Source organism: uncultured Selenomonas sp., assembly GCA_905372355.1.
In the GTDB taxonomy this organism is placed as follows: domain Bacteria; phylum Bacillota; class Negativicutes; order Selenomonadales; family Selenomonadaceae; genus Selenomonas.
In genome coordinates this window covers 36,090-55,609 of the sequence record CAJPOT010000011.1, presented here as the reverse complement: position 1 = coordinate 55,609, position 19,520 = coordinate 36,090, and the positions used below count along the sequence as shown (strand labels likewise).

At 57.5% G+C, this 19,520-nt stretch carries 21 protein-coding genes; 19 read left to right on the top strand and 2 right to left on the bottom strand.

All coding sequences use genetic code 11. The features are described 5' to 3' along the window. Window positions 1-2 precede the first annotated feature (2 nt). The 3 genes from QZ177_RS07870 to QZ177_RS07860 are packed head-to-tail and all read left to right on the top strand — an operon-like array spanning window position 3 to window position 1,883. On the top strand, window positions 3-1,082 hold the full coding sequence (locus QZ177_RS07870) for an NAD(P)-binding domain-containing protein (protein WP_294176584.1): 1,080 nt from the start codon (window positions 3-5) through the stop codon (window positions 1,080-1,082). Window positions 1,083-1,091: 9 nt separating this feature from the next. After that, a complete protein-coding gene (locus tag QZ177_RS07865) occupies window positions 1,092-1,553 on the top strand; it encodes a PTS sugar transporter subunit IIA (RefSeq protein WP_294176583.1) in 462 nt (153 codons plus the stop codon). Between the two features lie 27 nt (window positions 1,554-1,580). Then, window positions 1,581-1,883: a PTS sugar transporter subunit IIB gene (locus tag QZ177_RS07860; protein WP_294176581.1), complete on the top strand. Its 303-nt coding sequence runs from the start codon at window positions 1,581-1,583 to the stop codon at window positions 1,881-1,883. Window positions 1,884-1,966: 83 nt separating this feature from the next. On the opposite strand, the gene QZ177_RS07855 is transcribed toward QZ177_RS07860, so the two are convergent. Further along, complete coding sequence (locus QZ177_RS07855; RefSeq protein WP_294176579.1) at window positions 1,967-3,697, bottom strand: methyl-accepting chemotaxis protein; 1,731 nt, start codon at window positions 3,695-3,697, stop codon at window positions 1,967-1,969. A 329-nt stretch (window positions 3,698-4,026) separates the two neighbouring features. Between QZ177_RS07855 and QZ177_RS07850 the strand changes: the two genes are divergently transcribed. Further along, window positions 4,027-4,842, top strand: coding sequence for a DeoR/GlpR family DNA-binding transcription regulator (locus QZ177_RS07850; protein WP_294176578.1), 816 nt, complete (start codon window positions 4,027-4,029; stop codon window positions 4,840-4,842). 123 nt (window positions 4,843-4,965) lie between these two features. On the opposite strand, the gene QZ177_RS07845 is transcribed toward QZ177_RS07850, so the two are convergent. After that, complete coding sequence (locus QZ177_RS07845) at window positions 4,966-5,853, bottom strand: Mrp/NBP35 family ATP-binding protein (RefSeq protein ID WP_294176577.1); 888 nt, start codon at window positions 5,851-5,853, stop codon at window positions 4,966-4,968. 229 nt (window positions 5,854-6,082) lie between these two features. Here QZ177_RS07845 and QZ177_RS07840 point away from each other — a divergent pair, with 229 nt between their 5' ends. The 15 genes from QZ177_RS07840 to QZ177_RS07770 all read left to right on the top strand — a co-directional run bounded on the left by QZ177_RS07840 (window position 6,083) and on the right by QZ177_RS07770 (window position 19,511). Further along, window positions 6,083-7,039 (top strand): zinc ABC transporter substrate-binding protein, encoded by a 957-nt coding sequence (locus QZ177_RS07840; protein WP_294176576.1) that lies wholly within the window; start codon window positions 6,083-6,085, stop codon window positions 7,037-7,039. A gap of 110 nt (window positions 7,040-7,149) precedes the next feature. Beyond that, window positions 7,150-7,872, top strand: coding sequence for an ABC transporter ATP-binding protein (locus tag QZ177_RS07835; RefSeq protein ID WP_294176575.1), 723 nt, complete (start codon window positions 7,150-7,152; stop codon window positions 7,870-7,872). Between the two features lie 2 nt (window positions 7,873-7,874). Beyond that, window positions 7,875-8,744 (top strand): metal ABC transporter permease, encoded by an 870-nt coding sequence (locus tag QZ177_RS07830; protein WP_006193844.1) that lies wholly within the window; start codon window positions 7,875-7,877, stop codon window positions 8,742-8,744. Then, window positions 8,741-9,841 carry a metal ABC transporter permease gene (locus QZ177_RS07825; protein ID WP_294176574.1) on the top strand — a complete coding sequence of 367 codons (1,101 nt, stop codon included), beginning with the start codon at window positions 8,741-8,743 and terminating at the stop codon, window positions 9,839-9,841. The genes QZ177_RS07830 and QZ177_RS07825 overlap by 4 nt, the downstream gene beginning before the upstream one ends. Before the next feature lie 177 nt (window positions 9,842-10,018). Next, window positions 10,019-10,711 (top strand): Fic family protein, encoded by a 693-nt coding sequence (locus QZ177_RS07820; RefSeq protein ID WP_294176572.1) that lies wholly within the window; start codon window positions 10,019-10,021, stop codon window positions 10,709-10,711. 114 nt (window positions 10,712-10,825) lie between these two features. Then, on the top strand, window positions 10,826-11,548 hold the full coding sequence (locus QZ177_RS07815; protein WP_265070857.1) for a DUF4198 domain-containing protein: 723 nt from the start codon (window positions 10,826-10,828) through the stop codon (window positions 11,546-11,548). A gap of 15 nt (window positions 11,549-11,563) precedes the next feature. Further along, window positions 11,564-11,749 (top strand): hypothetical protein, encoded by a 186-nt coding sequence (locus tag QZ177_RS07810; protein WP_156810582.1) that lies wholly within the window; start codon window positions 11,564-11,566, stop codon window positions 11,747-11,749. Window positions 11,750-11,843: 94 nt separating this feature from the next. After that, entirely contained in the window at window positions 11,844-12,470 is a 627-nt protein-coding gene (locus QZ177_RS07805) for a MotA/TolQ/ExbB proton channel family protein (protein ID WP_294176566.1), read from the top strand. Beyond that, complete coding sequence (locus QZ177_RS07800; protein ID WP_009646938.1) at window positions 12,460-12,873, top strand: biopolymer transporter ExbD; 414 nt, start codon at window positions 12,460-12,462, stop codon at window positions 12,871-12,873. The genes QZ177_RS07805 and QZ177_RS07800 overlap by 11 nt, the downstream gene beginning before the upstream one ends. Before the next feature lies 1 nt (window position 12,874). Further along, a complete protein-coding gene (locus QZ177_RS07795; protein ID WP_294176561.1) occupies window positions 12,875-13,630 on the top strand; it encodes a TonB family protein in 756 nt (251 codons plus the stop codon). Window positions 13,631-13,682: 52 nt separating this feature from the next. Continuing rightward, window positions 13,683-14,864, top strand: a complete 1,182-nt coding sequence (locus tag QZ177_RS07790; RefSeq protein ID WP_265070860.1) for an FTR1 family protein — start codon at window positions 13,683-13,685, stop codon at window positions 14,862-14,864. A 143-nt stretch (window positions 14,865-15,007) separates the two neighbouring features. After that, window positions 15,008-15,577 carry an iron transporter gene (locus QZ177_RS07785; protein WP_264917582.1) on the top strand — a complete coding sequence of 190 codons (570 nt, stop codon included), beginning with the start codon at window positions 15,008-15,010 and terminating at the stop codon, window positions 15,575-15,577. A 222-nt stretch (window positions 15,578-15,799) separates the two neighbouring features. After that, the gene (locus QZ177_RS07780; RefSeq protein ID WP_009647020.1) at window positions 15,800-17,059 is read left to right on the top strand and encodes a DUF2318 domain-containing protein; all 1,260 of its coding nucleotides are present in this window, start codon (window positions 15,800-15,802) and stop codon (window positions 17,057-17,059) included. A 19-nt stretch (window positions 17,060-17,078) separates the two neighbouring features. Then, window positions 17,079-18,350, top strand: a complete 1,272-nt coding sequence (locus tag QZ177_RS07775; protein WP_294176559.1) for an ABC transporter permease — start codon at window positions 17,079-17,081, stop codon at window positions 18,348-18,350. A 6-nt stretch (window positions 18,351-18,356) separates the two neighbouring features. Beyond that, window positions 18,357-19,511 carry an FtsX-like permease family protein gene (locus QZ177_RS07770; RefSeq protein WP_006193833.1) on the top strand — a complete coding sequence of 385 codons (1,155 nt, stop codon included), beginning with the start codon at window positions 18,357-18,359 and terminating at the stop codon, window positions 19,509-19,511. The last annotated feature ends 9 nt before the right edge of the window (window positions 19,512-19,520 follow it).

The following is a 19,520-nucleotide window of genomic DNA, read 5'->3' as shown; positions in this document are numbered from 1 at the left end:
AGATGGCAAGGATTGCAGTGATTGGTGCGGGGGCTATGGGAAGTGCTTTTTGTCAGCCGTTGGCAGATAATGGAAACGATGTTCGCCTTTGGGGGACGCATCTGGACGATCACATTATTGATGAGCTTAAAGCGGGAAGGGATCATCCCAAACATAAGTATCCTTTGCCGAAAGCGGTACAGCCGTTTTACCACAGAGAGTTTGCTGATGCGGTCAAGGATGCGGAAATGATCGTGATGGCTGTGACGTCAGACGCTTTGGGAAGTGTATTCGAGCAAGTGGCGTCCTGCTTGCGTCCGGGCATGATCGTCGGTAGCGTATCCAAAGGTTTTGATTATGATCAGTCAGGTGCGGTCGCATTATTACCGAACATTTTGGAAGAGAGACTGCCGGCGGAATTGCACGGAAAAATCGACTTTGTCTTTGTTGCTGGTCCCTGCAAGGCAGTTGAAGTTCTTTGGAAGGTTCCGACATCGGTGACGTATGCCAGCAGAAATATAGAAGCGGCGAAGAAATTGCAAAAGGTGGCTCAAACGGATGTTTACAACATTGATGTGACAACGGACGTCATTGGTACAGAGACCTGTGCAGCGATGAAGAATGCCTATTGTGTGGGGCTTGGCATGGCAGAAGGATTTCCAAAGCAAAAAGGCGGATTTCTGCATAAGAATACAAAGGGCGCATTGTTCACCTATGCTGTTCAAGAAATGGGTCTCCTTTCCCAAGCCTTGGGGGGAACATGGGGACCGGTTCTAGGTTTGCCGGGCATAGGTGATTTGGAGCTTACTGGTGAAGCAGGGCGTAATCGCACGTTGGGTGAAGTCTTGGGTGGTGGAAAATCTGCTACGGACGCTGTGAAGGAGATGCGAGAAAAGGATATCACGGTAGAAGGCTATCCTGCAATCCGTTTTGGTTGGGAATTGGTGCAAGCACTTGCAAAAGAAGAAAAGATCAAGCTGGAGGAGCTGCCGCTGCTGGCGGGGCTTTATCGGATTCTTTATGAGGATATTCCGAGCCATCCAGAGATCAAGCGATTGGTGGCGCTTTGTACCGAGATGAATCTGAGCGATCAAAGGAAATGAGGGGTAGGTATGCTGTTTGCATTTGATCCGCAGGTGAATCGATTGGGATTGACGGCCGCCTCGACGGAAGCCGCCATCCGTGAAATGGGAGATGCGCTTTGTGCGGCTGGTTATGTAAAAGACAGCTTCGTCGATGCCGTCTTAGACAGGGAAAAGACATATCCGACGGGACTGCCATTTGAACGTACGGGGATCGCCTTGCCGCATACAGATGTTGACCATGTCATCAAACCGATCATTGCCGTCGCTGTTTTGGAAAAACCGATAAAATTCCAAAACATGGGCGATGCGGCGCAATCCGTGGATGTGGAAATGATCGTTATGCTGGCGATGAAAAACAGTGAGTTTCAGCTGGCGCTCCTTTCACGCTTGATTGAGACTTTGCAAGATGTTGCCTTTGTCGATAGCGTTTTGCAGGCAAAGACGAAAGAGGAATTGACCGAGCGGATGTCGAAAAAAATCAACGCTTGATTTAGGGGGAAAAGAAAGGGGAAAAACATGAAGTACAGAATTTTGACGATCTGTGGTTCAGGCATTGCGACATCTACAGTAGCAGCAGAAAAAATGCGCCAGATGCTCAATGACAAGGGCTATGATGTGGATGTGGTGGAATGTAACGCTTTGGATGTACCGGCGAAATTGGATACGTTCCAACCGCATGCCGTAGTGCCGACGACGACGATTTCCGACTCTGTATTGCGGGGCATCAGGCGATTCCAAGGCTTGGCCTTCATTACGGGTATTGGAATGGACAAGGTCGTCGAGGAAATCGCCGCATATCTGGATACGATTCAGGAGTAGGATTTGCAAATGAGAAAACGGCATCACCGTAACGTATGGTGATGCCGTTTTCCTTAGATATATTCTTCAGACTACGGGATGCCTCACACCTTGAATTTGACGGATTCTTCCTTCAGATTCTTCGCGGAGTCTGCAAGGCCACGCGAGCTTGCGGCGATTTCTTCCATGCCCGCGGCCTGCTCTTCGGTGGCGGCAGATACATTCTGCGAGGCGTCGCTCGCACGTTTCGCGGAATTGTTCACGTTCTCGCTGAGGTTCACGATCGTGTGGATGCGTCCGTCGAGGATCTGCATTGTGTCGGTGATCTGTGCGCTGTCGTCGCTGCAGATGCGGATGAGCTCTAGGATGCGCGAGAAGCCCTGGCCTGTCGAAGAGACATTCTCCAGCCCCTTCTCAGCCTGTTCGCGGCCGTCCTTCATGGCGCTGACTGCTTGCTCCGTCTCGGTCTGGATGGAACTGATGAGGTCGCCGATCTGCTGTGCTGCCTGCTGGGATTCTTCGGCGAGCTTTCGGACTTCCTCGGCGACGACGGCAAAGCCGCGTCCGTTCTCGCCGGCGCGCGCAGCCTCGATGGCGGCATTCAGAGCGAGGAGATTCGTCTGCTCGGCAATGCCCGAAATCGTCGAGATGATCTCGCCGATTTCCTGCGAGCGCTGACCGAGCTTTTCGACAATCTGCGCCGATTGGTCGACCGTCTCAGAAATTGTGTTCATCTGCTCGACGGTCGATTTCACGAGGTCATTACCTTCGTTGGCGCGCTCGACGGTGTCCTCGATGTTCTTGCGGATCGTGGCGATGCGGCTGACGGCTTGGCTGATGCCGTCGGACAGGGCGTCAATCTCATGCTTCGTTTCGCCGAGAGAATCCATCTGGACGGCAGCGGACTCGGCTACCTCCGTGATGGACTGAGCGACGCTCTGCGTGGCCTCAGCAGACTGGTTGGCGTTCGCCGTGAGCTGCTCGGATGTGTCGGAGACGAAAGCGGCGGTGTCTTGGATCTTCTTCGTCATCGAGCGCATGTTGTCAATCATGCCGTTGAACGCTGTCGCCATCTCACCAAATTCGTCCTGATTCTCCACGGGCGCATGAACGCTGAGGTCGCCGCCTGCGGCGCGGCGCACGGCCTGCAGGAATCCTTGCACGGCGTTGTTGATTTCGCGGCGCAGCCAGTAGAGGACGGCGAGCGTCAGGGCGATGACGAGGAGCAGAGCGACGACGGTGATGACGGCGATCCGCGCTTCTTTCGCCTGGCTGAGTTCCTTCTGCGTCGCGGCGTCTCTGATGCAGTTCTGAGCATCCTGGTTGATGCCAGCGACGGCGGTGTCGAATGCCTCGACGATTTCGGGCGAGAGGATGGCGGCTTCAGCCTCTTCACGGTTGTTCGAATCTTTCATGGCGTCGCCCGCCTGACTCAGGCGCTTGTAGTTCTCCCAAAGCCCCTGCTCTGCATCGAGTTCGGAGAGCGCCTGCTTCGTGATGTCGGGCGAGCCAAAATCCGTGTTTTTCTTTGCCTCGCGCAGAGCATTGAACGCATCTTCCACCTCTTGACGCGAATCCTGAACCTTTTGGGCGAAATCATGCTTCTTCGCCGGGTCGACCGATACTACCTGATAGAAGACGTAGAGGCGCGTCTTCTGCATGGCCTGCGCGACCCTGTTCGAAGTGGCGACGAGGGTCGTGCGCTGGTTGATCCCCGTATTGAGATCGTCGAGTTCGCCGACCGAATGGTAGGCGAAGACGCCGAAGGCGATGAAGGCAATGAGCAAGATGCTGAAAGAGAACAGGATCTTGTTTGCCACGGTCATGTTTTTCATTAAAGATCATCTCCATTGATTTACGTTGAGTTGAAACTTCGTCTTTTGGCCTTCGACGTTTTCGGGAAAAATCCTTCGAGGAAATTTTTCTGATTTTTATCAGACTTTTACTCGTTTGTATTGATTCTGCCGCCTTATTGAATGAAGATGAAGAGAAGACAAGTCGTATGAAGATATGCGAGGCGCGAGCAGTATGAACACTACTTTATTGTTTCCTGTTGTTTTTCTGGTTCTTCCGATATACAATATAAACAGTACGCTAGGAAGCATGTTGACAAATTGACTGGAGTGCGGGGAAAAGTTGATAGTTTCCCGCGGAAGGGTGACTTATGTTTGCGATTGAACGAAGAGAGAAGATACAACAAATTCTCCACGAGAATGGTACGGTAAAGACGATGGAGTTATGTGCGGCTCTTGATGCTTCACCAGCCACCATCCGCAACGATCTCAATCTGATGGCGAAGCAAGGGGTGTTACAGAAGATCCATGGAGGGGCGTCCTCCTTACCAAAAAAATTGCAGCCGCAGCTGCAAACTGTCGAAGCAACTGCTCTGCTGCGTCCGGAGGCGTTTAGTTTCCAAATGCGTGAAATGCAGCATGCAGAAGAGAAAGGTGCGATTGCGGAAGCTGCGTTGGAATACATTAAGGATAATCAGTGCATCCTGCTTGATGCGAGTTCCACTGCATTGACTCTGGCAAAGAAGCTGACGCGCTTTAGCAAACTTCTCGTTGTGACGAACGGCGTTTATACGATGCTCGCTTTGAAAGATACACCGAATATCGATACGATTATCATCGGCGGCATTGTGCGCAAAAATTCCGGCTTTATTGAAGGGACAATCGGTGCGGATATTTTGCGTCATTTCCATGTCGACATTGCCTTTGTTTCAGCCAATGGCTTTTCGGAAAAGGAAGGCTTGACGGACTTCAATATCTATGAAGTTGAACTCAAGCGCCGTATGCTGGAGAATTGCAATCATATTATAGCCATGATTGACTCTTCGAAATTTGCGCGCGTTTCATCTTCGAGTTTCTTGGCGACTGAAAAAATTGACGTGCTTTTGACGGACGATAAAATTGCCTCAGAGCTGCTGGAGCGGTACAAGAGTGAAGGAATTAATGTGCAGGTTTGTACAAGGAAATAGTAAAAAAATGAGCCGCCCGACTGCAACAGCCTTCGCTAGGTGAAGAGTGTTGCGGTCGGGCGGCGTTCTCATCTATTTGTTTGTGATAGCCGTTTATGGAAGGGCTCATTGTAAGAAGAGAGTTTACGATTCTTTGAAGTCATCGACCTCGGCTGCGTCATGCTCGGGAAGCTCTTCTAAGAGCAGCGCCGCAGCGTCGACCCAGTCGCCTTCGTACGACTCAATCTTGCCGGCGTCGCAGAGCGCGGCGAGCTTCGGCTCGATCGGCAGGCGTGCGAGAAGCGGCAGGTAGTAGTCGCGGGCGATCTCCTCGATGTGGCTGTCGCCGAAGATCTTGTGCTCGGCCGAGCAGTTCGGGCACTTGAAGTATGCCATGTTCTCGATGATACCGAGGATGGGGGCGTTCATCAGTCCGGCCATCTTGACCGCCTTTTCGACGATCATGGAGACGAGCTCCTGCGGCGAGGTCACGACGATGATGCCGTCGACGGGCAGGGACTGCAGCACGGTCAGAGGAACGTCTCCCGTTCCCGGCGGCATGTCGACGAAGAGATAGTCCTCATTCTCCCAGACGACGTCCTGCCAGAACTGCTGCACGACGCCCGCAACGATGGGGCCGCGCCAGACAACGGGGTCGGACTCTTCCTTCAAGAGCAGGTTGATCGACATGATGTCGATGCCGCCCGCGCTCTTCAAGGGTCGGATGCCTGCAGAATCGGCGTTCGCCTTCTCTACTTCGCCCTTGACGCCGAAGACCTTCGGGATCGAAGGCCCCGTGATGTCAGCATCGAGCACGCCGACGCGATGGCCGCGCCGCGCCATGGCGGTCGCGAGAAGCGAGGTGACGAGGGATTTGCCGACGCCGCCCTTGCCGCTCATGACGGCGATGACGCGCTTGACGCTGCTGTGCTCGTTCGGCGGTGTAAGAAGGCTCTGCGGCTCCTGCTGTGCGCCGCCGCAGCCGCCCGCCGAGGAACAGCTGCTGCAGCCGCTGCTGCAATTTTCACTCATGATGAATCTCTCCTTTATCGTGGAAAATATCTCTGATTTAATAAGGTATATCCTCTATATTAGCTGCTTTTTCTGAATTGTCAATAGGCATGTGATACGGCACGTTCATAGATGAACCTTATCACAAAAACTTTCATATATAAATAAAATAATGATACTCTATCTCATTTACAACCTTCGGGGAACGTGCTATACTACATGCTAAGAAAATCACGAAAGAAGGTGCAGTATGAATTTTTTGAAGAGGATGCTCCGTGGGAACGGCAAGGGGCTGTTTCTGTTGGCTCTGTGCCTCGCGGCGGCGATCCTGACGGCGGGCTGCGGCGGCGCGGCGGGGGATGCGCCCTCGGGCAAGAAGAAGGTCACGGTCACGACGTCGTTTCTCGCCGACATGACGAAGGAGCTGGCGGGCGACTACGTCGATATTGACCTCGTCATTCCGGCGGGAGAAGACCCGCATCTTTACGTCGCTCAGCCGGCGGATCTCAAAAAGCTCAAGGATGCCGATCTCGTGCTTTACCACGGACTGCATTTCGAGGGCAAGATGGTCGAAATCCTTGAAAAGCGCGGCACGGCGGTGACGGCGGACTTCCCTGCGGATGCTGTACTGCGCATGGAAGAGGACGGCGAGAGCGTCGTTGACCCGCACTTCTGGTTCAGCATTGCGCTCTACAAGAAGGCGACGGAGAAGGCGGCGGACAGTCTCTCCAAGCTCGTGCCCGAGCATGAGAAGGAGATTCGGGCGAACTCGGCTGCCTACCTCGCCAAGCTCGATGCGCTCGACGCCGAGGTCAAGGAGAAGATCGCGTCCATTCCTGAGGGCAAGCGCAACCTCGTCACGCCGCACGATGCTTTCAACTATTTCTCCAAAAGCTACGGCATGACGGTCGTCGCGCCGCAGGGCGTGAGCACGAATTCCGAGGTGGCGAATGCCGACATTGAAAAGACCGCAGACTTCATCGTCGAGCACAAGGTCAAGGCGGTCTTCGCCGAGAGCACGACGAATCCCGAGCGCATGAAGAAGCTGCAGGAAATCGTGCGGTCGAAGGGCTTCGATGTTGAGATCGTCGGCGGCGAGGGGAATGAACTGTTTTCCGATTCGCTCGCACCCGCAGGGCAGAAGGGAGATACGTTCATCGACATGTATCGGTTCGACGTCGATTTGATCGTCAGTCATCTGAAGTAAGAAAAAGAGGGAAGAAGGGCGGGCGACCGCCCTTTTTTGCTTTGCAGCCTTGGCGCGGCGCATTTGGACGGACGCGTTCGCGGGCATATTCTAGGGAAAGAAGGCGGAACATGGGAGAAAAGATGCTGCTTCATGTGGAGGATGTGACGATGGCGTACCGCGAGAGCGCGGTGCTCTGGGATATCGATCTCGATGTGCCGACGGGTGTGCGATGTGCGATCGTCGGGCCGAACGGCGCGGGAAAGTCGACGCTTCTGAAGGGAGTCCTCGGTCTTGAAAAGCCCGTTGCGGGCTATGTGCGCCTTTGGGGCAAGATGATCGACGAGGTGCGTGAGCGCATCGCCTATGTGCCGCAGCGCGGCGCGGTCAACTGGGATTTTCCGACGACGGTGTTCGACGTCGTGCTCATGGGACGCTATGTGCATATTGGACTCATGCGCCGCCCGGGCAGGGAGGATCGCGAGAGGGCGAGGGCGGCGCTCGCCGAGATGCAGTTGGAAAAGCTCGCCGAGCGCCAGATTTCGGAGCTTTCGGGCGGACAGAAGCAGCGCGTCTTCATCGCGCGCGCACTCGCGCAGGAAAGCGATCTCTACATCATGGACGAGCCGCTCGCGGGCGTGGACGAGACGACGGAGCGCATCGTCATGGACAAGTTCGTCGCGCTGCAGAAGGCAAGGAAAACGGTGATCGCCGTGCATCACGATCTTTCGACGCTCGACATGTATTTCGACTACCTCGTCGTTCTGAACCGCACGATCAAGGCGAGCGGCTACTTGAAGGATATGGACAAGGAAGCGGCGCTCGCACTCGCCTTCCGTCCGAAGGAGCGTTGACGATGGACATTCTGATGAATTACGCATTCCAGATCATCGCCCTCGGTACGGCGCTTCTCGCGGCTGTCGCGGCGCCTGTCGGCGCTCTGAGCGTCTACAAGGGGCAGAGCCTCATCGGCGACGCTATCGGACATGCGACGTTTCCAGGCGTCGTCCTCGCCTTCATGGCGTTTTCGACGCGGAGTCCTGCCGTGCTGCTCGTCGGCGCAATGGCGGCGGCCGCCGTCACCTTTTTCGCCATTCAGGCGGCGCACGAGAACACGCGCGTCGGACTCAATGCCAACCTCGCCGTATTCCTCTCGGGCTTCTTCGGCCTCGGCATGGTCTTGAAGAGCTTCATTCAGGGGAACGAAGCTTATCGCGGCGCGTCGCAGGCGGGGCTTGAGACGTACATTTTCGGGCAGGCGGCGTACATGCTTGAAGCTGACGTGAAGCTCATCGCCTTCGTCGCTGCGCTCTGCGCGGCGCTACTCTTCGCGTTCTACAAGGAGCTGAAAGTCTTCGTCTTTGACGCTGAGTATGCGCGTGCCGTGGGACTTCCCGTGCGTCTTTTGCAAGTCCTGCTGCCCTTTTTGACGATCGCTGTCATCGGCATCGGCATCAAGGCGGTCGGTGCGATTCTCATCAGCTCGTTCCTCATCATCCCGTGCGTTGCGGCGAGCCAGTGGTCGGACGATTTTGCACACGTTCTTTTCCTGAGCGCTGTCTTCGGCGTCGTCGCAGCTCTCGCAGGCACCTATGTGAGCACGTTGGAGCAGGGAATGTCGACGGGGCCGAGCATCATCCTCGCGGCCTCTGCCATCGCCTTTTTGTCCATGTTCTTCGGCAAGCGGGGTGCGTTCAGAAAGCGCGGAAGGAGGGAAGAGGCATGACCGATTCTTTCGTCGTGCTCGCCCTGACGGCGGCGGCGTGCGCCCTGCCCGGCGTGTTCCTGCTCCTGCGCAATCTCTCGATGATGGCGGATGCGATCAGTCACACGGTGCTCCTCGGCATCGTCCTCGCGTTCTTCCTCGTGCACGACCTCTCGTCGCCGTGGCTGCTCTTCGGCGCGGCGCTCATGGGCGTTGTGACCGTGCTCCTCGTCGAGCTTCTGGGAAAGACGAAGACGACGAAAAGCGACGACGCGATCGGCATCGTCTTTCCTGTGCTCTTCTCTCTCGCCGTCATCCTCATCAGCAAGTATGCGGGCAACGTGCACCTCGACACCGACATGGTGCTGATGGGCGAGGTCGTCTATGCGGGACTCGATACGATGACTCTTTTCGGGCACGAGGTCGCGTCCTCCGCCGTCAAGATGGGCGCGATCTTCCTCGTCAATGCGGCGTTCATCACGCTCTTTTACAAGGAACTCAAGCTCTCGACCTTCGACGAGGAGAACGCGCGTCTCATCGGCATGGCGACGGGCGCGATCTTCTACGCGCTCATGACGCTGATCTCCCTGACGACGGTCGCGGCATTCGACGCCGTCGGCTCGATCCTCGTCATCTCGTTCTTCATCGCACCCGCGGCGGCGGCGCTTCTCTTCACGAAGCGCTTGCATCACGCGCTCTTTCTCGCCGTCTTCTTTGGCGTTCTCGGCAGCGCTATCGGCTACGGCCTTGCGCTTCACTTCAACGCTTCGATGGCGGGCATGTGCGCTCTCGTCAACATGCTCATCTACGTCGTCGCCGTCTTCGTCTATCCGAAGGGCGTCATCACGCGGCGCTTGAAGCGCATGCGGCGCAAGGCGCGGCTCAAGGAGGAACTTTTGATCATCCACCTCGGCACGCATACTGCCGAGAACCTTTATAGCGAGGAAAACGCTGTGCGCGACATCGCCGAGCACCTGCGCTGGAGTGAAAGGGAGATGCGGCGCGTCAGCGAGAGATTGAAGGAAGCCGGCATCGTGCGCCGCTCGGGCGGTTACTACCTGCTGACGGAGAAGGGCGAGGAGCGCTATCGTGCGCTTTGCGAGGAGTATGTGATCTGAAAGAAGCCTCATGGCTTGGGAGAAGCTGTACACGTTGAGAGAAGCAGCAAGGCAGCCGTTCGTCAGGGAGCGGCTGCCTTTTTTGCAGGTACGGCGGTTTTTGCGTTGTTCTTCATGAAGGGGCGGCGCTGTGGTATAATGCCATGGAAGAGAAATTCGTGCAGAGGAGAGATGGTCATGATCGATATTGCCGCTTTGAGTCTGGATTATTGGGACGACTTGATGGTGCGCATGGCGCATCATTCTACGGCGATCGAGGGAAACACCTTGTCGCAGGGCGATACAAAGAGCCTGCTGCTCGATGGCTACATCCCACGTGCCATGGATCTTCGGGAGATGCACGAAGTCTTGAACTACAAGCGCTTCATGGACTTTCTGCAGCAGAGCTTGGCAAAGGAACGCGCCCTTTCGCTCGACTTCATCAAGGAAGTCCATGCCGTGCTTTGCAAGGACGCAATCGAGGGCGTCGCTGGACGCTTCAAAGAGATTCCAAATCTCGTCGTCGGAGCGGATTTCGTCCCGACGCCGCCCTATCTCGTGCCGACGGATCTGCAGAACTGGCTGCTCGACCTCGCGGCGCAGCTGGCGGCGGCGAAGTCCGCCGAGGACAAGATCGCTGCCATCTGCCGCCAGCACATCCGTTTCGAGCGCGTCCACCCATTTTCCGACGGCAACGGCCGCGTGGGGCGTGCGCTCATCGTCTACAGCTGTCTGCAGGAAAAGGAAGCTCCGATCGTCATCCCCGTCGAAGAAAGGAAGCGCTATATGAACTATCTTAACACGGAGGATTTGCAGGGGTTCGTCGCTTTCGCGAAGGAGCTGCAGAAAGAGGAAGAGGAACGGCTGCGGTTGTTCTGTGCGAAAGGGTAAAAACGACTTTTCGTGGGACGCTTTCTTGCAAATTCATATCATTTGTACTATAATGTAAAGGCATGGAACAAATGTGTTCCGCAGAGTGAATTGTTCTCGATGGGAGGATGAAGAATGAAGAAGAAGCTTTTGGCAGCGGCGCTCGGCGCATTTGTGGGTCTTGGCATGTATGCGGCACCGACGGACGCGCATGGCGTGTTCTTTGCGAACCGTCTCGATCAGAAGGCGCTCGTGCTCGGCGAAGGGCCGTTGGACAACGCTTACGATCCCGCGTGCGTGCAGCGCATCGACGCCTACGATGTGAACTTCGAGCCGACGACGGTCGAGCGCGTCGACGCGGGCAACCATGTGACGATCGTGCCAGGCGACGACCTCGGCGTGACGGCGACGTTCTTCGACTATGGCTACTTCGCCAAGACGACGGACGGCCAGGTCATTCCGACGCGCGACTACGCGAGCGTTGAAAATCTCAAGGCAGTGACGTACGCGCGCAAGTACAACGTGCATTACTGGAACGCGGCTGTGAAGCCGGGCGGGCTCTACAATGTGCCGATCCAGATCGTTCCCGCAGTCAATCCTCTGACGCTTCGCCGTGGCGATGCGCTGCGTCTGCGCATCTACAAGGACGGCCAGCCGTATGCGAATGCGCCCGTCATCGCTGATGTGCTCGGCGACCTCACGACGGAAACGAACGCGGATGCGAACGGCTACATCACTGTGCATGTGGCGAACAACGGCCTCAACGTCATTGGCGTCGAAGTCGGCTTCCCGACGGACGATCCGATCGTGACGGAGAAGATCTTCAGCTCGCTTTCGTTCATCATTCCAGCCGAGTAAGAGTGGCTTCGATTCGTGAAACTATACGCGCTTAGGCGCAGTAAAAACACCGCAAGCAATGCTTGCGGTGTTTTTGCTTTTGCAGCGCATTCAGATGTTGATGCCGCATTCCTTGCGGATGGTATGTACCTGCTGCAAGGCAATCGCTCGCTAAAAAGTGAATCTTTTTTCAAATATGAACAAATTTCATTTTCATATTGAACTTTAACGAGGTATGTGCTATACTCACAGACGTGATAGGAATAACCGCTATCAGCGGTATTTTAGATAGAAAATCCTTGAAGGAGATGTTCTTGTGGAGAATACTTGGGAATTATTTCAAAAGGGCGGCCCTGTCATGTACGTCCTCTTGGTGTGTTCGATCGTTGTTGCGGTCATCGCCATTGAGCGTTTCCGCTTCTACCGTCAGGCGGGCAGGGGCGCGAGCGATTTCGTCGCGAAGCTTCCGACTTTCCTGAAGGAGCACGATTTGAAGCAGGCAGCGGAGCTTTGCCAGACGGAGAACACGGCGCCCGCGTACATCGCTGAGATCGGCGTGCGTGCGGCGGCGGCGGGCGATGACTTGACGCTCGCGCTCGACACGGCGTACGCCGATATGGCGATGCGCCTGAGGGAAAGGCTCAACTACTTGTCGATGATCGTGACGATGGCGCCGCTCCTGGGGCTTCTCGGTACGATTTCGGGTATGATCGAGTCGTTCAGCATCTTCAGCGTGCGTGCGGGCGAGCCGCTTGCCATCACGGGCGGCATCGGCGAGGCGCTGATCGCGACGGCGACGGGGCTTTGCGTGGCGATTTTTTCGCTGATCGTGCATACGTACTTCGTGCAGAAGCTCGATGAGATGCTCGCCACGCTCGACAAGGCGGCCGCCGCTGTGCGGAACGCGTTGAAGAAGACGGGGGAGGATGGCCATGCGGCGTGATTTTCGTATTACGAAAGAACCGCTCGTCATGATCATCCCGATGATCGACATCATGCTCTTTTTGCTCGTGTTCTTCATGATCAGCACGATCTACATGGTGCAGACGAACACGGTGCAGGTCGCTCTGCCGCAGGCGGCTGCGGGCAAGATGGAGACGCGCCCGAACATCGTGCCGATCACGGTGACGGATAAGGGCGATGTGCTCTATGACAAGGATGAACTGCCGAATGAAGATCTTGCGGACAAGATGAAGGCTTCCTTGGCGAGCGATCCCGATACGGTGTTCGTACTGCGCGGCGACAAGAAGGCCGACTATGAAGCCGTCGTGCGCGTCTTAGATCTCCTCAAGCGCTCGGGCGCGAAGCACGTCTCCATCGCGACGGAGACAGCGGGGAGGCAGTGAGATGCGGTTCAAGAGCTACTGGCGCACGACGGTCGTCGCGGCGATCTTCCTGCACTTCTTCGTCTGGCTGGGACTGGCTCTGGCATTGCCCCTGCTCGACTTCGAGGGCGATCCCTTGGCGGTGCAGGAGATGGAGGTCGTAGACCTTCCCGAGGAAGGCTCTTCGGGCGAAATGGAAGAGAAGAAGCCTGATCCGCCGAAGCCGGAACCGCCCGAACCGCCGAAGCCTGAGACACCGCCTGTGGAGACGCCGCCTGAGGATGTCATTCCGACGGAGACGTCGCCGACGGAAGCCGCCGAGTTGGACGAGGCGGTGGCAGAGTTGCAGAAGCAGGAGGACGAGGCGAAAAAGAGCGGCGAGGACGGCAAGGCTCTGCCACCTGCACCGCCCTCACAGGCGGTTGGCGTGCTCATTACGGCGGGCAATACGCCTGATACGCGCGGCACGGACTTTCGCGGCACGGTCGGCATCCTCGTGAGCATCGACGCGCAGGGGCGTATCACGGGTTATCGCTTCACGCAGACTTCGGGACGCCGCGTCGTCGATCAGCTCGTCTTGAATGCCATTCGCAACTTCAAATTCGAGCCGGCGCTCGATACGAATGGACAGCCGATGAAGACGATGCGCCTCCTGCGCTTCCCGTTCGACGGTTCGGGCAGTCATGCCTACGAGGATGATGAGAACAAGCGCATTCGCGTGAACAAGGAGATGTTCCTCCGAGAGCTTCATGCGAGGGGACAAGCGCCGTCGACGTAAGGGGGCGGCACATAAAAATCATATCGGAACTTCCAAAAAGAAGGTGAGAGTCTTGAAAAAAATCTTATTCCTTTGCATGGCACTCGTGCTTCTCGCCGTGCCGCGCGCAGATGCAGCACCGAAGTGGCAGGAGGTCGCTGATCGTATTGCTCAGATGGTCGACCAGGCCGTTTCTGTCTACGAGACGGGCGACTACGAGGGTGCACGCGACCTCGTCAATACATCTTACTACGGCATTTATGAAAAAGAGGGTTTGGAGAGCGTCATGCGCAGTTCTGTCTCCGCCAAGGAGACGAGCCTGACTGAGTATCAGTTCTACAAAGTCAAGAAGAGCATGAAAAACGGCGAGAGTGTAGACACGGTCAAGCAGGAAGCCGAAAAGCTCAAGTCGATGGTCAACGACAACGTCAAGGCGCTCGAAAATGCGCACGGCAGTTCGGGCTGGGCAGCGTTTCTGCCCGCTTATCTGATCCTCCTTCGCGAGGGCTTGGAAGCGATCCTCGTGCTCGTCGCGATCATCGCCTATCTGAAGCGCGCGCAGGATGAGAAGCATCTCGGCACCGTCTACAACTTCTCAATTGCGGCGGTCGTCGCGAGTTTCATCTCGGCGTATCTGTTTAACACGTTGCTGAACAACACGACGGGCGGCATGAGCCGCGAGGTGCTCGAAGGTGCGACCGCGCTCTTTGCTGTCGTCGTCCTGCTTTTGACGAGCGCATGGCTCGGCGGCAAGGCGAACAAGGACAACTGGAAGCAGTACATCGACGGACTCGTCAAGGAATCCATCACGCATGGCACGGCCAGGGCATTGGGCATGGCGGCGTTCCTCGCCGTCTACCGCGAGGGCGCAGAGGTCATCCTCTTCTATCAAGCGCTCTTCAACAACGCGGCTGCCGACGTCACGATGATTTGGGCGGGCTTCGGCGCGGGCTGCGTGACGCTGGCCTTGATCTTCTACGGCATGCAGCATGGCATCTTGAAGATTCCCCTGCGTCCGTTCTTCCTGTTTACGAGCATCCTGATGTTCCTGTTGGCCGTCACCTTCGTCGGCGGTGGCATCGAGGAGCTGCAGGAGGGCGGCGTCATCGGCATCACGCGCTTCGAAGGCTGGCCTACGGTCGATCTTCTGGGCATCTTCCCAACGGCGGAGACGCTCGGCGCACAGCTTCTCGTGCTGCTTCTTGGCGTGGGAATGGTCATTTACGCGAAGAGACGCAAGCCGAAAGCGGCGTGATCGCCTCTTCAAGAGTTATTGGCAATGGCGGAGCAAAGTGCTCCGTTTGCAGATGCAGCGGATTGCCGCATCTATACAGGACGTATTATGTAAGGGCGTCCAGGAGGAATTTCATTACATCATTTTTCGGAGGAGTGTGTTTTATGAAAATGTTCAAGCTCAAGAAACTCAAGTCGGCTCTGGCGGTCTGCGCGGTAGCGGCATCGCTCTTCACGCTCGGCGGCTCTGCGTCGGCGGCGGGCTTCACGGAGTACCCGATCGGCGACGAGATCGAGAACGAGGCGAACCACTTCAAGGTAGCGCTCGTCTATTTCCAGCCGATTGAGATGCTGCCTGCAGGCATGATGCTTTCGCCGGACAAGGCGGACATGCACATTGAGACGGATATCCATGCGACGGAAGGCAACGACACGGGCTTCGGCGTCGGCGAGTGGATTCCGTATCTGACGGTTCACTACAAGTTCACGAAGCGTGAGACGGGCCAGAGCGTCGAGGGCGTCTTCATGCCGATGAACGCAGACGATGGTCCGCACTACGGCGCAAACGTCAAGCTCCTGGGTGCCGGCACCTACGACATGCACTTCTCCATCGAAAGCCCGTATCGCCAGAACTACGGTCTGCACGTCGATGATGAGACGGGCGTCAAGGGCCGCTTCTGGGATGAGCCTGTGACGATGGATTGGGTCTTCAACTACGTCCCGCGTCGTTGGTAATGCTGAGCCGTCCAAGAAGCGAACCCTGAAAGGGTGAAGCTGATTGGGCAACGGCTCGTATGCGAAAACGTCCCAAGAGCGCAAGCCGAAGGCGCAGTGCGATTGGCAGACGTTGACCGCCCACGAAGCAAGTCTCTCCTAAAGGGCATAAGCCCACCACCATCCAATGGGTGGCGGTGGGCTTTGCTTTCATATTCCTATAGATAAAGTGAGGTGCAGAATATGCTGCAGATGTTCCTGCAACAGTTTGTGCCGGCGATGGAGCAGGTGCTGACGCTTGCTGTGCCGCTCGGCATCCTTTTCGCCATCCTGCGGCGGCTGCCGCTCGAAAAGTATCGCCGCAATTATAACACTGCGATTCATTGGGGCTTCTGGCTTTCCGTCGCCATCGTGGCAGCTCGCGTCGGCACGCGAAACGCCGTGAGCCGCGAGGTCGCCGAAGCCGGCGCAATCGCCTTCGCCATGATCGCCGAGGTCGTGCTTGTCGCCATGCTCGCACGCGGTGCGGGACAGAAGGAGGGGCTTTCACGCCCGCTGCAGGTTTCCGCCTGCGTCATCGGCGTCTTGCTCTTCTTCTATCACGGCATGGAGCTTTGGCTCATCCCCGTCGGCACGATCATCTCGGCGGCGGGCGACTACATGACGCAGACGGTCGCCGTGAAGCTCGCGGGCTTTGCCGCAGGGCTGTTCTTCGGCGTCGTCAGCTCCTTCGTCGCCTACAAGGCGGCGGCGGCGCTCAACCCGAGGCGGCTTCTTTTCGTATTCGTCATTCAGGCGGGTGCCATGTTCATCCAGCAGGGGATTTTCCTCGTGCAGGTGCTGATGGCGCGGCACATCCTCGACAGCGCGGCGCTGCTTTCCATCATGGCGCCGATCATCGACCACTCGTCGTGGCTCATCTTCATCATCTTCTTCGCGCTGCTCTTCGTGCCGCTGACGCTCTTCTCCCAGAAGAAGCCAGCGCGCCCTGCCGGCACGAATCCCGCCCAGTACCGCCGCATGATCATGCAGGCGATGCACAAGAGGCGCTGGGGCACGGCGACGGTACTGTTCCTCGCGGGCATGGTCTTCTTGTCGAGCTTCGGCGCGAGCTATGCGAACCGCAAGGAAGAACTCGTGCCTGCTGTCCCTGTGACGGCGGTTGACGGCTTCGTCGACGTGGATCTCTCGGTGGTCAACGACGGACATCTGCATCGCTTCGTCTATCAGACGGCGAGCGGTCAGATGGTGCGCTACATCGTGATTTTGAAGGGCGGCAATTCCTACGGCGTCGGGCTTGACGCCTGCGAGATCTGCGGTCCGACGGGCTACTACGAGAAGGACGGGCAGGTCATCTGCCGCCTGTGCGACGTCATGATGAACAAGGCGACGATCGGCACGAAGGGCGGCTGCAATCCGATTCCCATCGAATACAGCGTGGCGGATGGCAAGCTGCGCGTGCCGCAGGACGCCTTGGACAAGGCGCGCGACGTGTTCCGCTGATGCGTGAAGGAGGGATACAATGTTTTGGCAGATGGTAAAGGGCGCGCTGATTCGCCAGAGGAAGCGCTTCTTCCTCATTGCGCTGACGGCGGCTCTCGGCGTATCGCTGGCTGCCGCCATGCTCAACGTCATGTTCGACATCGGCGAGAAGGTCAATCAGGAGCTAAAGGCTTACGGCGCGAACATCACGGTCACGCCGAAGACGGCTTCCGTGCTGCAGGACGTCTATGGCCTTGAGGGCGGACGCAAAGAATATTTGAACGAGGCGGATGCGGCGAAGATCAAGACGATCTTCTGGACGAACAACATCGTCGCTTTCGCGCCCGAACTTTCGGGCGAAGTCGCTCTCGCGGACGGCAAGAATGTGCCGCTCATGGGCACGTGGTTCGACCACGAGCTTGAACTGCCGACGGGCGAGAAGATGCAGACGGGCGAGAAGGAAATGAAGTCGTGGTGGAAGATCGACGGCGCGTGGCCGACGGAAAGCCCCGACGAGGCGCTGGCGGGCGTGAAGCTCGCGGACGCTCTGGGGCTGAAGCCCGGTGATACGGTTTCCTATCGCACGAAGGACGGCGCGGAAAGGACGCTGAAGATCACGGGCATCGTCACGGGCGGCGGCGCAGAGGATGACGCTCTGACCGTGAACCTCGCGCTCGCGCAGGAGCTTCTGGGCGCAGCCGGAAAGATCGACAAGATCGAGGTTTCCGCCGTCACGACGCCCGAGAACGACCTTGCGCGAAAGGCGGCGGAGAACCCCGAGCGCCTTTCGCAGAAAGAGCGCGAGATCTGGTACTGCACGGCCTACGTCAGCTCCATCGCCTTCCAGATCGAGGAGGCGATTCCCGGCTCTTCGGCGCAGCCCGTGCGGCAGATCGCCGAGTCCGAGGGCAAGATTCTCGAAAAGACGCAGATGCTCATGCTGCTCATCACAGGGCTTTCGCTTCTGTCGGCGGCGCTCGGCGTGTCGAACCTCGTCAGCGCGAACATCATGGAGCGAAGCCGCGAGTTCGGCCTCATGAAAGCGCTTGGCGCGACCGACCTCTCCGTCGTCCTCATGGTGCTCGCCGAGATCTTCATCGCAGGCGCCTTGGGCGGCTTCTTCGGCTACTTCGGCGGCCTGGCACTCGCACAGGCGATCGGGCAGACGGTCTTCGGATCGAGCATTGCGAACAACCTCGTCGTCATTCCCATCGTGGGCGGACTCATGGCTCTGATGCTCCTCATCGGCAGTCTGCCCGCCATCCGCATGCTTCTCTCCTTGCAGCCCGCAAGCGTCCTTCATGGCAGGTGATTTGATATGGCAGGAAGAATAAAGATACTGGAAATGTTTCTGCGCATGATCGTGCGGGCGCTCTTCCGCCAGAAGTCGCGCATGTTCGTCGCGCTCCTGGCGGTCGCGGTCGGCGCGGCGATCATCTCGGGCATGATCACGGTCTACCGCGAAGTGCCCGCGCAGCTCGGGCGCGAGTTCCGCGCCTACGGCGCGAACGTGCTGCTCTTGCCGGCGGGCGAGGCGAAGACCTTCGACTCCGCCGCCTTGCAGAAGGCGCGTGAGGCGCTGGCGGGACGCGACGTCGTCGGTCTCGCACCATTTCTCTACGAGCGCCTTGAGGTCAACAAGCAGCCTGTCCTGACGGGCGGCACGGACTTCGAGGAAATCAAGAAGGTCAGCCCCTATTGGATGGTCAAGGGCGAGTACCCGAAGGCGGGCGAGCGCGAGATCCTCCTGGGCGCAGAGATGGCCTCGAAGATCGCACGCGATACGGACAAGCTGATTGGCCAGACCGTATCGGTCAGCGCGGGCGAGGGCAAGGCCATGCTCTCCTTCACCGTCTCGGGCATCGTCTCGACGGGCGGCAAGGAAGAGCAGTTCGCTTTCCTGAATCTCGACGAGCTGCAAAAGATTGTCGAGAAGCCCGGCGCCGTCGGACTCGCACAGCTCAGCGTCGTCGCCGACGGCGACAGCTTGAAGTCCGTTGAGGACGCCATTCGCACCGCGAATATCGGCATCGAGCCGCAGGAGGTGCAGCAGATCGCGCACTCGGAGTTCAACGTCTTGAAGAAGCTCGAAGTTCTGATACTTCTCGTGACGATCATCGTCCTCATTTTGACGCTCATCTGCGTGACGACGACGATGACGGCGGTCGTTACGGAGCGCCGCCGCGAGATCGGTCTGAAGAAGGCGCTCGGCGCGTCGAATGCGAACATCGTCATGGAGTTTCTCGGCGAGGGCTGCGTGCTCGGCCTTGTCGGCGGCCTTTTAGGCAGCGGCTTCGGCTACCTCTTCGCACAGAGCGTCAGCATCAACGTCTTTTCGCGCGGCATCGCCTTTGCTCCGGGCATCGCCGTGCTCGCCGTCGTCTTGTCCGTCATCGTGACGGGCGTCGCGAGCCTCATTCCCGTGCGCATCGCGACGAGCGTTGACCCCGCCATCGTCTTGCGGGGAGAGTAGGAGGGTTTT

What these genes read in the sequence shown, in the direction of transcription:
- QZ177_RS07870 (WP_294176584.1), top strand. Translation starts at nt 3, where the DNA reads ATGGCAAGGATTGCAGTGATTGGTGCGGGGGCTATGGGAAGTGCTTTT.
- QZ177_RS07865 (WP_294176583.1), top strand. Translation starts at nt 1,092, where the DNA reads ATGCTGTTTGCATTTGATCCGCAGGTGAATCGATTGGGATTGACGGCC.
- QZ177_RS07860 (WP_294176581.1), top strand. Translation starts at nt 1,581, where the DNA reads ATGAAGTACAGAATTTTGACGATCTGTGGTTCAGGCATTGCGACATCT.
- QZ177_RS07855 (WP_294176579.1), bottom strand. Translation starts at nt 3,697, where the DNA reads ATGAAAAACATGACCGTGGCAAACAAGATCCTGTTCTCTTTCAGCATC.
- QZ177_RS07850 (WP_294176578.1), top strand. Translation starts at nt 4,027, where the DNA reads ATGTTTGCGATTGAACGAAGAGAGAAGATACAACAAATTCTCCACGAG.
- QZ177_RS07845 (WP_294176577.1), bottom strand. Translation starts at nt 5,853, where the DNA reads ATGAGTGAAAATTGCAGCAGCGGCTGCAGCAGCTGTTCCTCGGCGGGC.
- QZ177_RS07840 (WP_294176576.1), top strand. Translation starts at nt 6,083, where the DNA reads ATGAATTTTTTGAAGAGGATGCTCCGTGGGAACGGCAAGGGGCTGTTT.
- QZ177_RS07835 (WP_294176575.1), top strand. Translation starts at nt 7,150, where the DNA reads ATGGGAGAAAAGATGCTGCTTCATGTGGAGGATGTGACGATGGCGTAC.
- QZ177_RS07830 (WP_006193844.1), top strand. Translation starts at nt 7,875, where the DNA reads ATGGACATTCTGATGAATTACGCATTCCAGATCATCGCCCTCGGTACG.
- QZ177_RS07825 (WP_294176574.1), top strand. Translation starts at nt 8,741, where the DNA reads ATGACCGATTCTTTCGTCGTGCTCGCCCTGACGGCGGCGGCGTGCGCC.
- QZ177_RS07820 (WP_294176572.1), top strand. Translation starts at nt 10,019, where the DNA reads ATGATCGATATTGCCGCTTTGAGTCTGGATTATTGGGACGACTTGATG.
- QZ177_RS07815 (WP_265070857.1), top strand. Translation starts at nt 10,826, where the DNA reads ATGAAGAAGAAGCTTTTGGCAGCGGCGCTCGGCGCATTTGTGGGTCTT.
- QZ177_RS07800 (WP_009646938.1), top strand. Translation starts at nt 12,460, where the DNA reads ATGCGGCGTGATTTTCGTATTACGAAAGAACCGCTCGTCATGATCATC.
- QZ177_RS07795 (WP_294176561.1), top strand. Translation starts at nt 12,875, where the DNA reads ATGCGGTTCAAGAGCTACTGGCGCACGACGGTCGTCGCGGCGATCTTC.
- QZ177_RS07785 (WP_264917582.1), top strand. Translation starts at nt 15,008, where the DNA reads ATGAAAATGTTCAAGCTCAAGAAACTCAAGTCGGCTCTGGCGGTCTGC.
- QZ177_RS07780 (WP_009647020.1), top strand. Translation starts at nt 15,800, where the DNA reads ATGCTGCAGATGTTCCTGCAACAGTTTGTGCCGGCGATGGAGCAGGTG.
- QZ177_RS07775 (WP_294176559.1), top strand. Translation starts at nt 17,079, where the DNA reads ATGTTTTGGCAGATGGTAAAGGGCGCGCTGATTCGCCAGAGGAAGCGC.
- QZ177_RS07770 (WP_006193833.1), top strand. Translation starts at nt 18,357, where the DNA reads ATGGCAGGAAGAATAAAGATACTGGAAATGTTTCTGCGCATGATCGTG.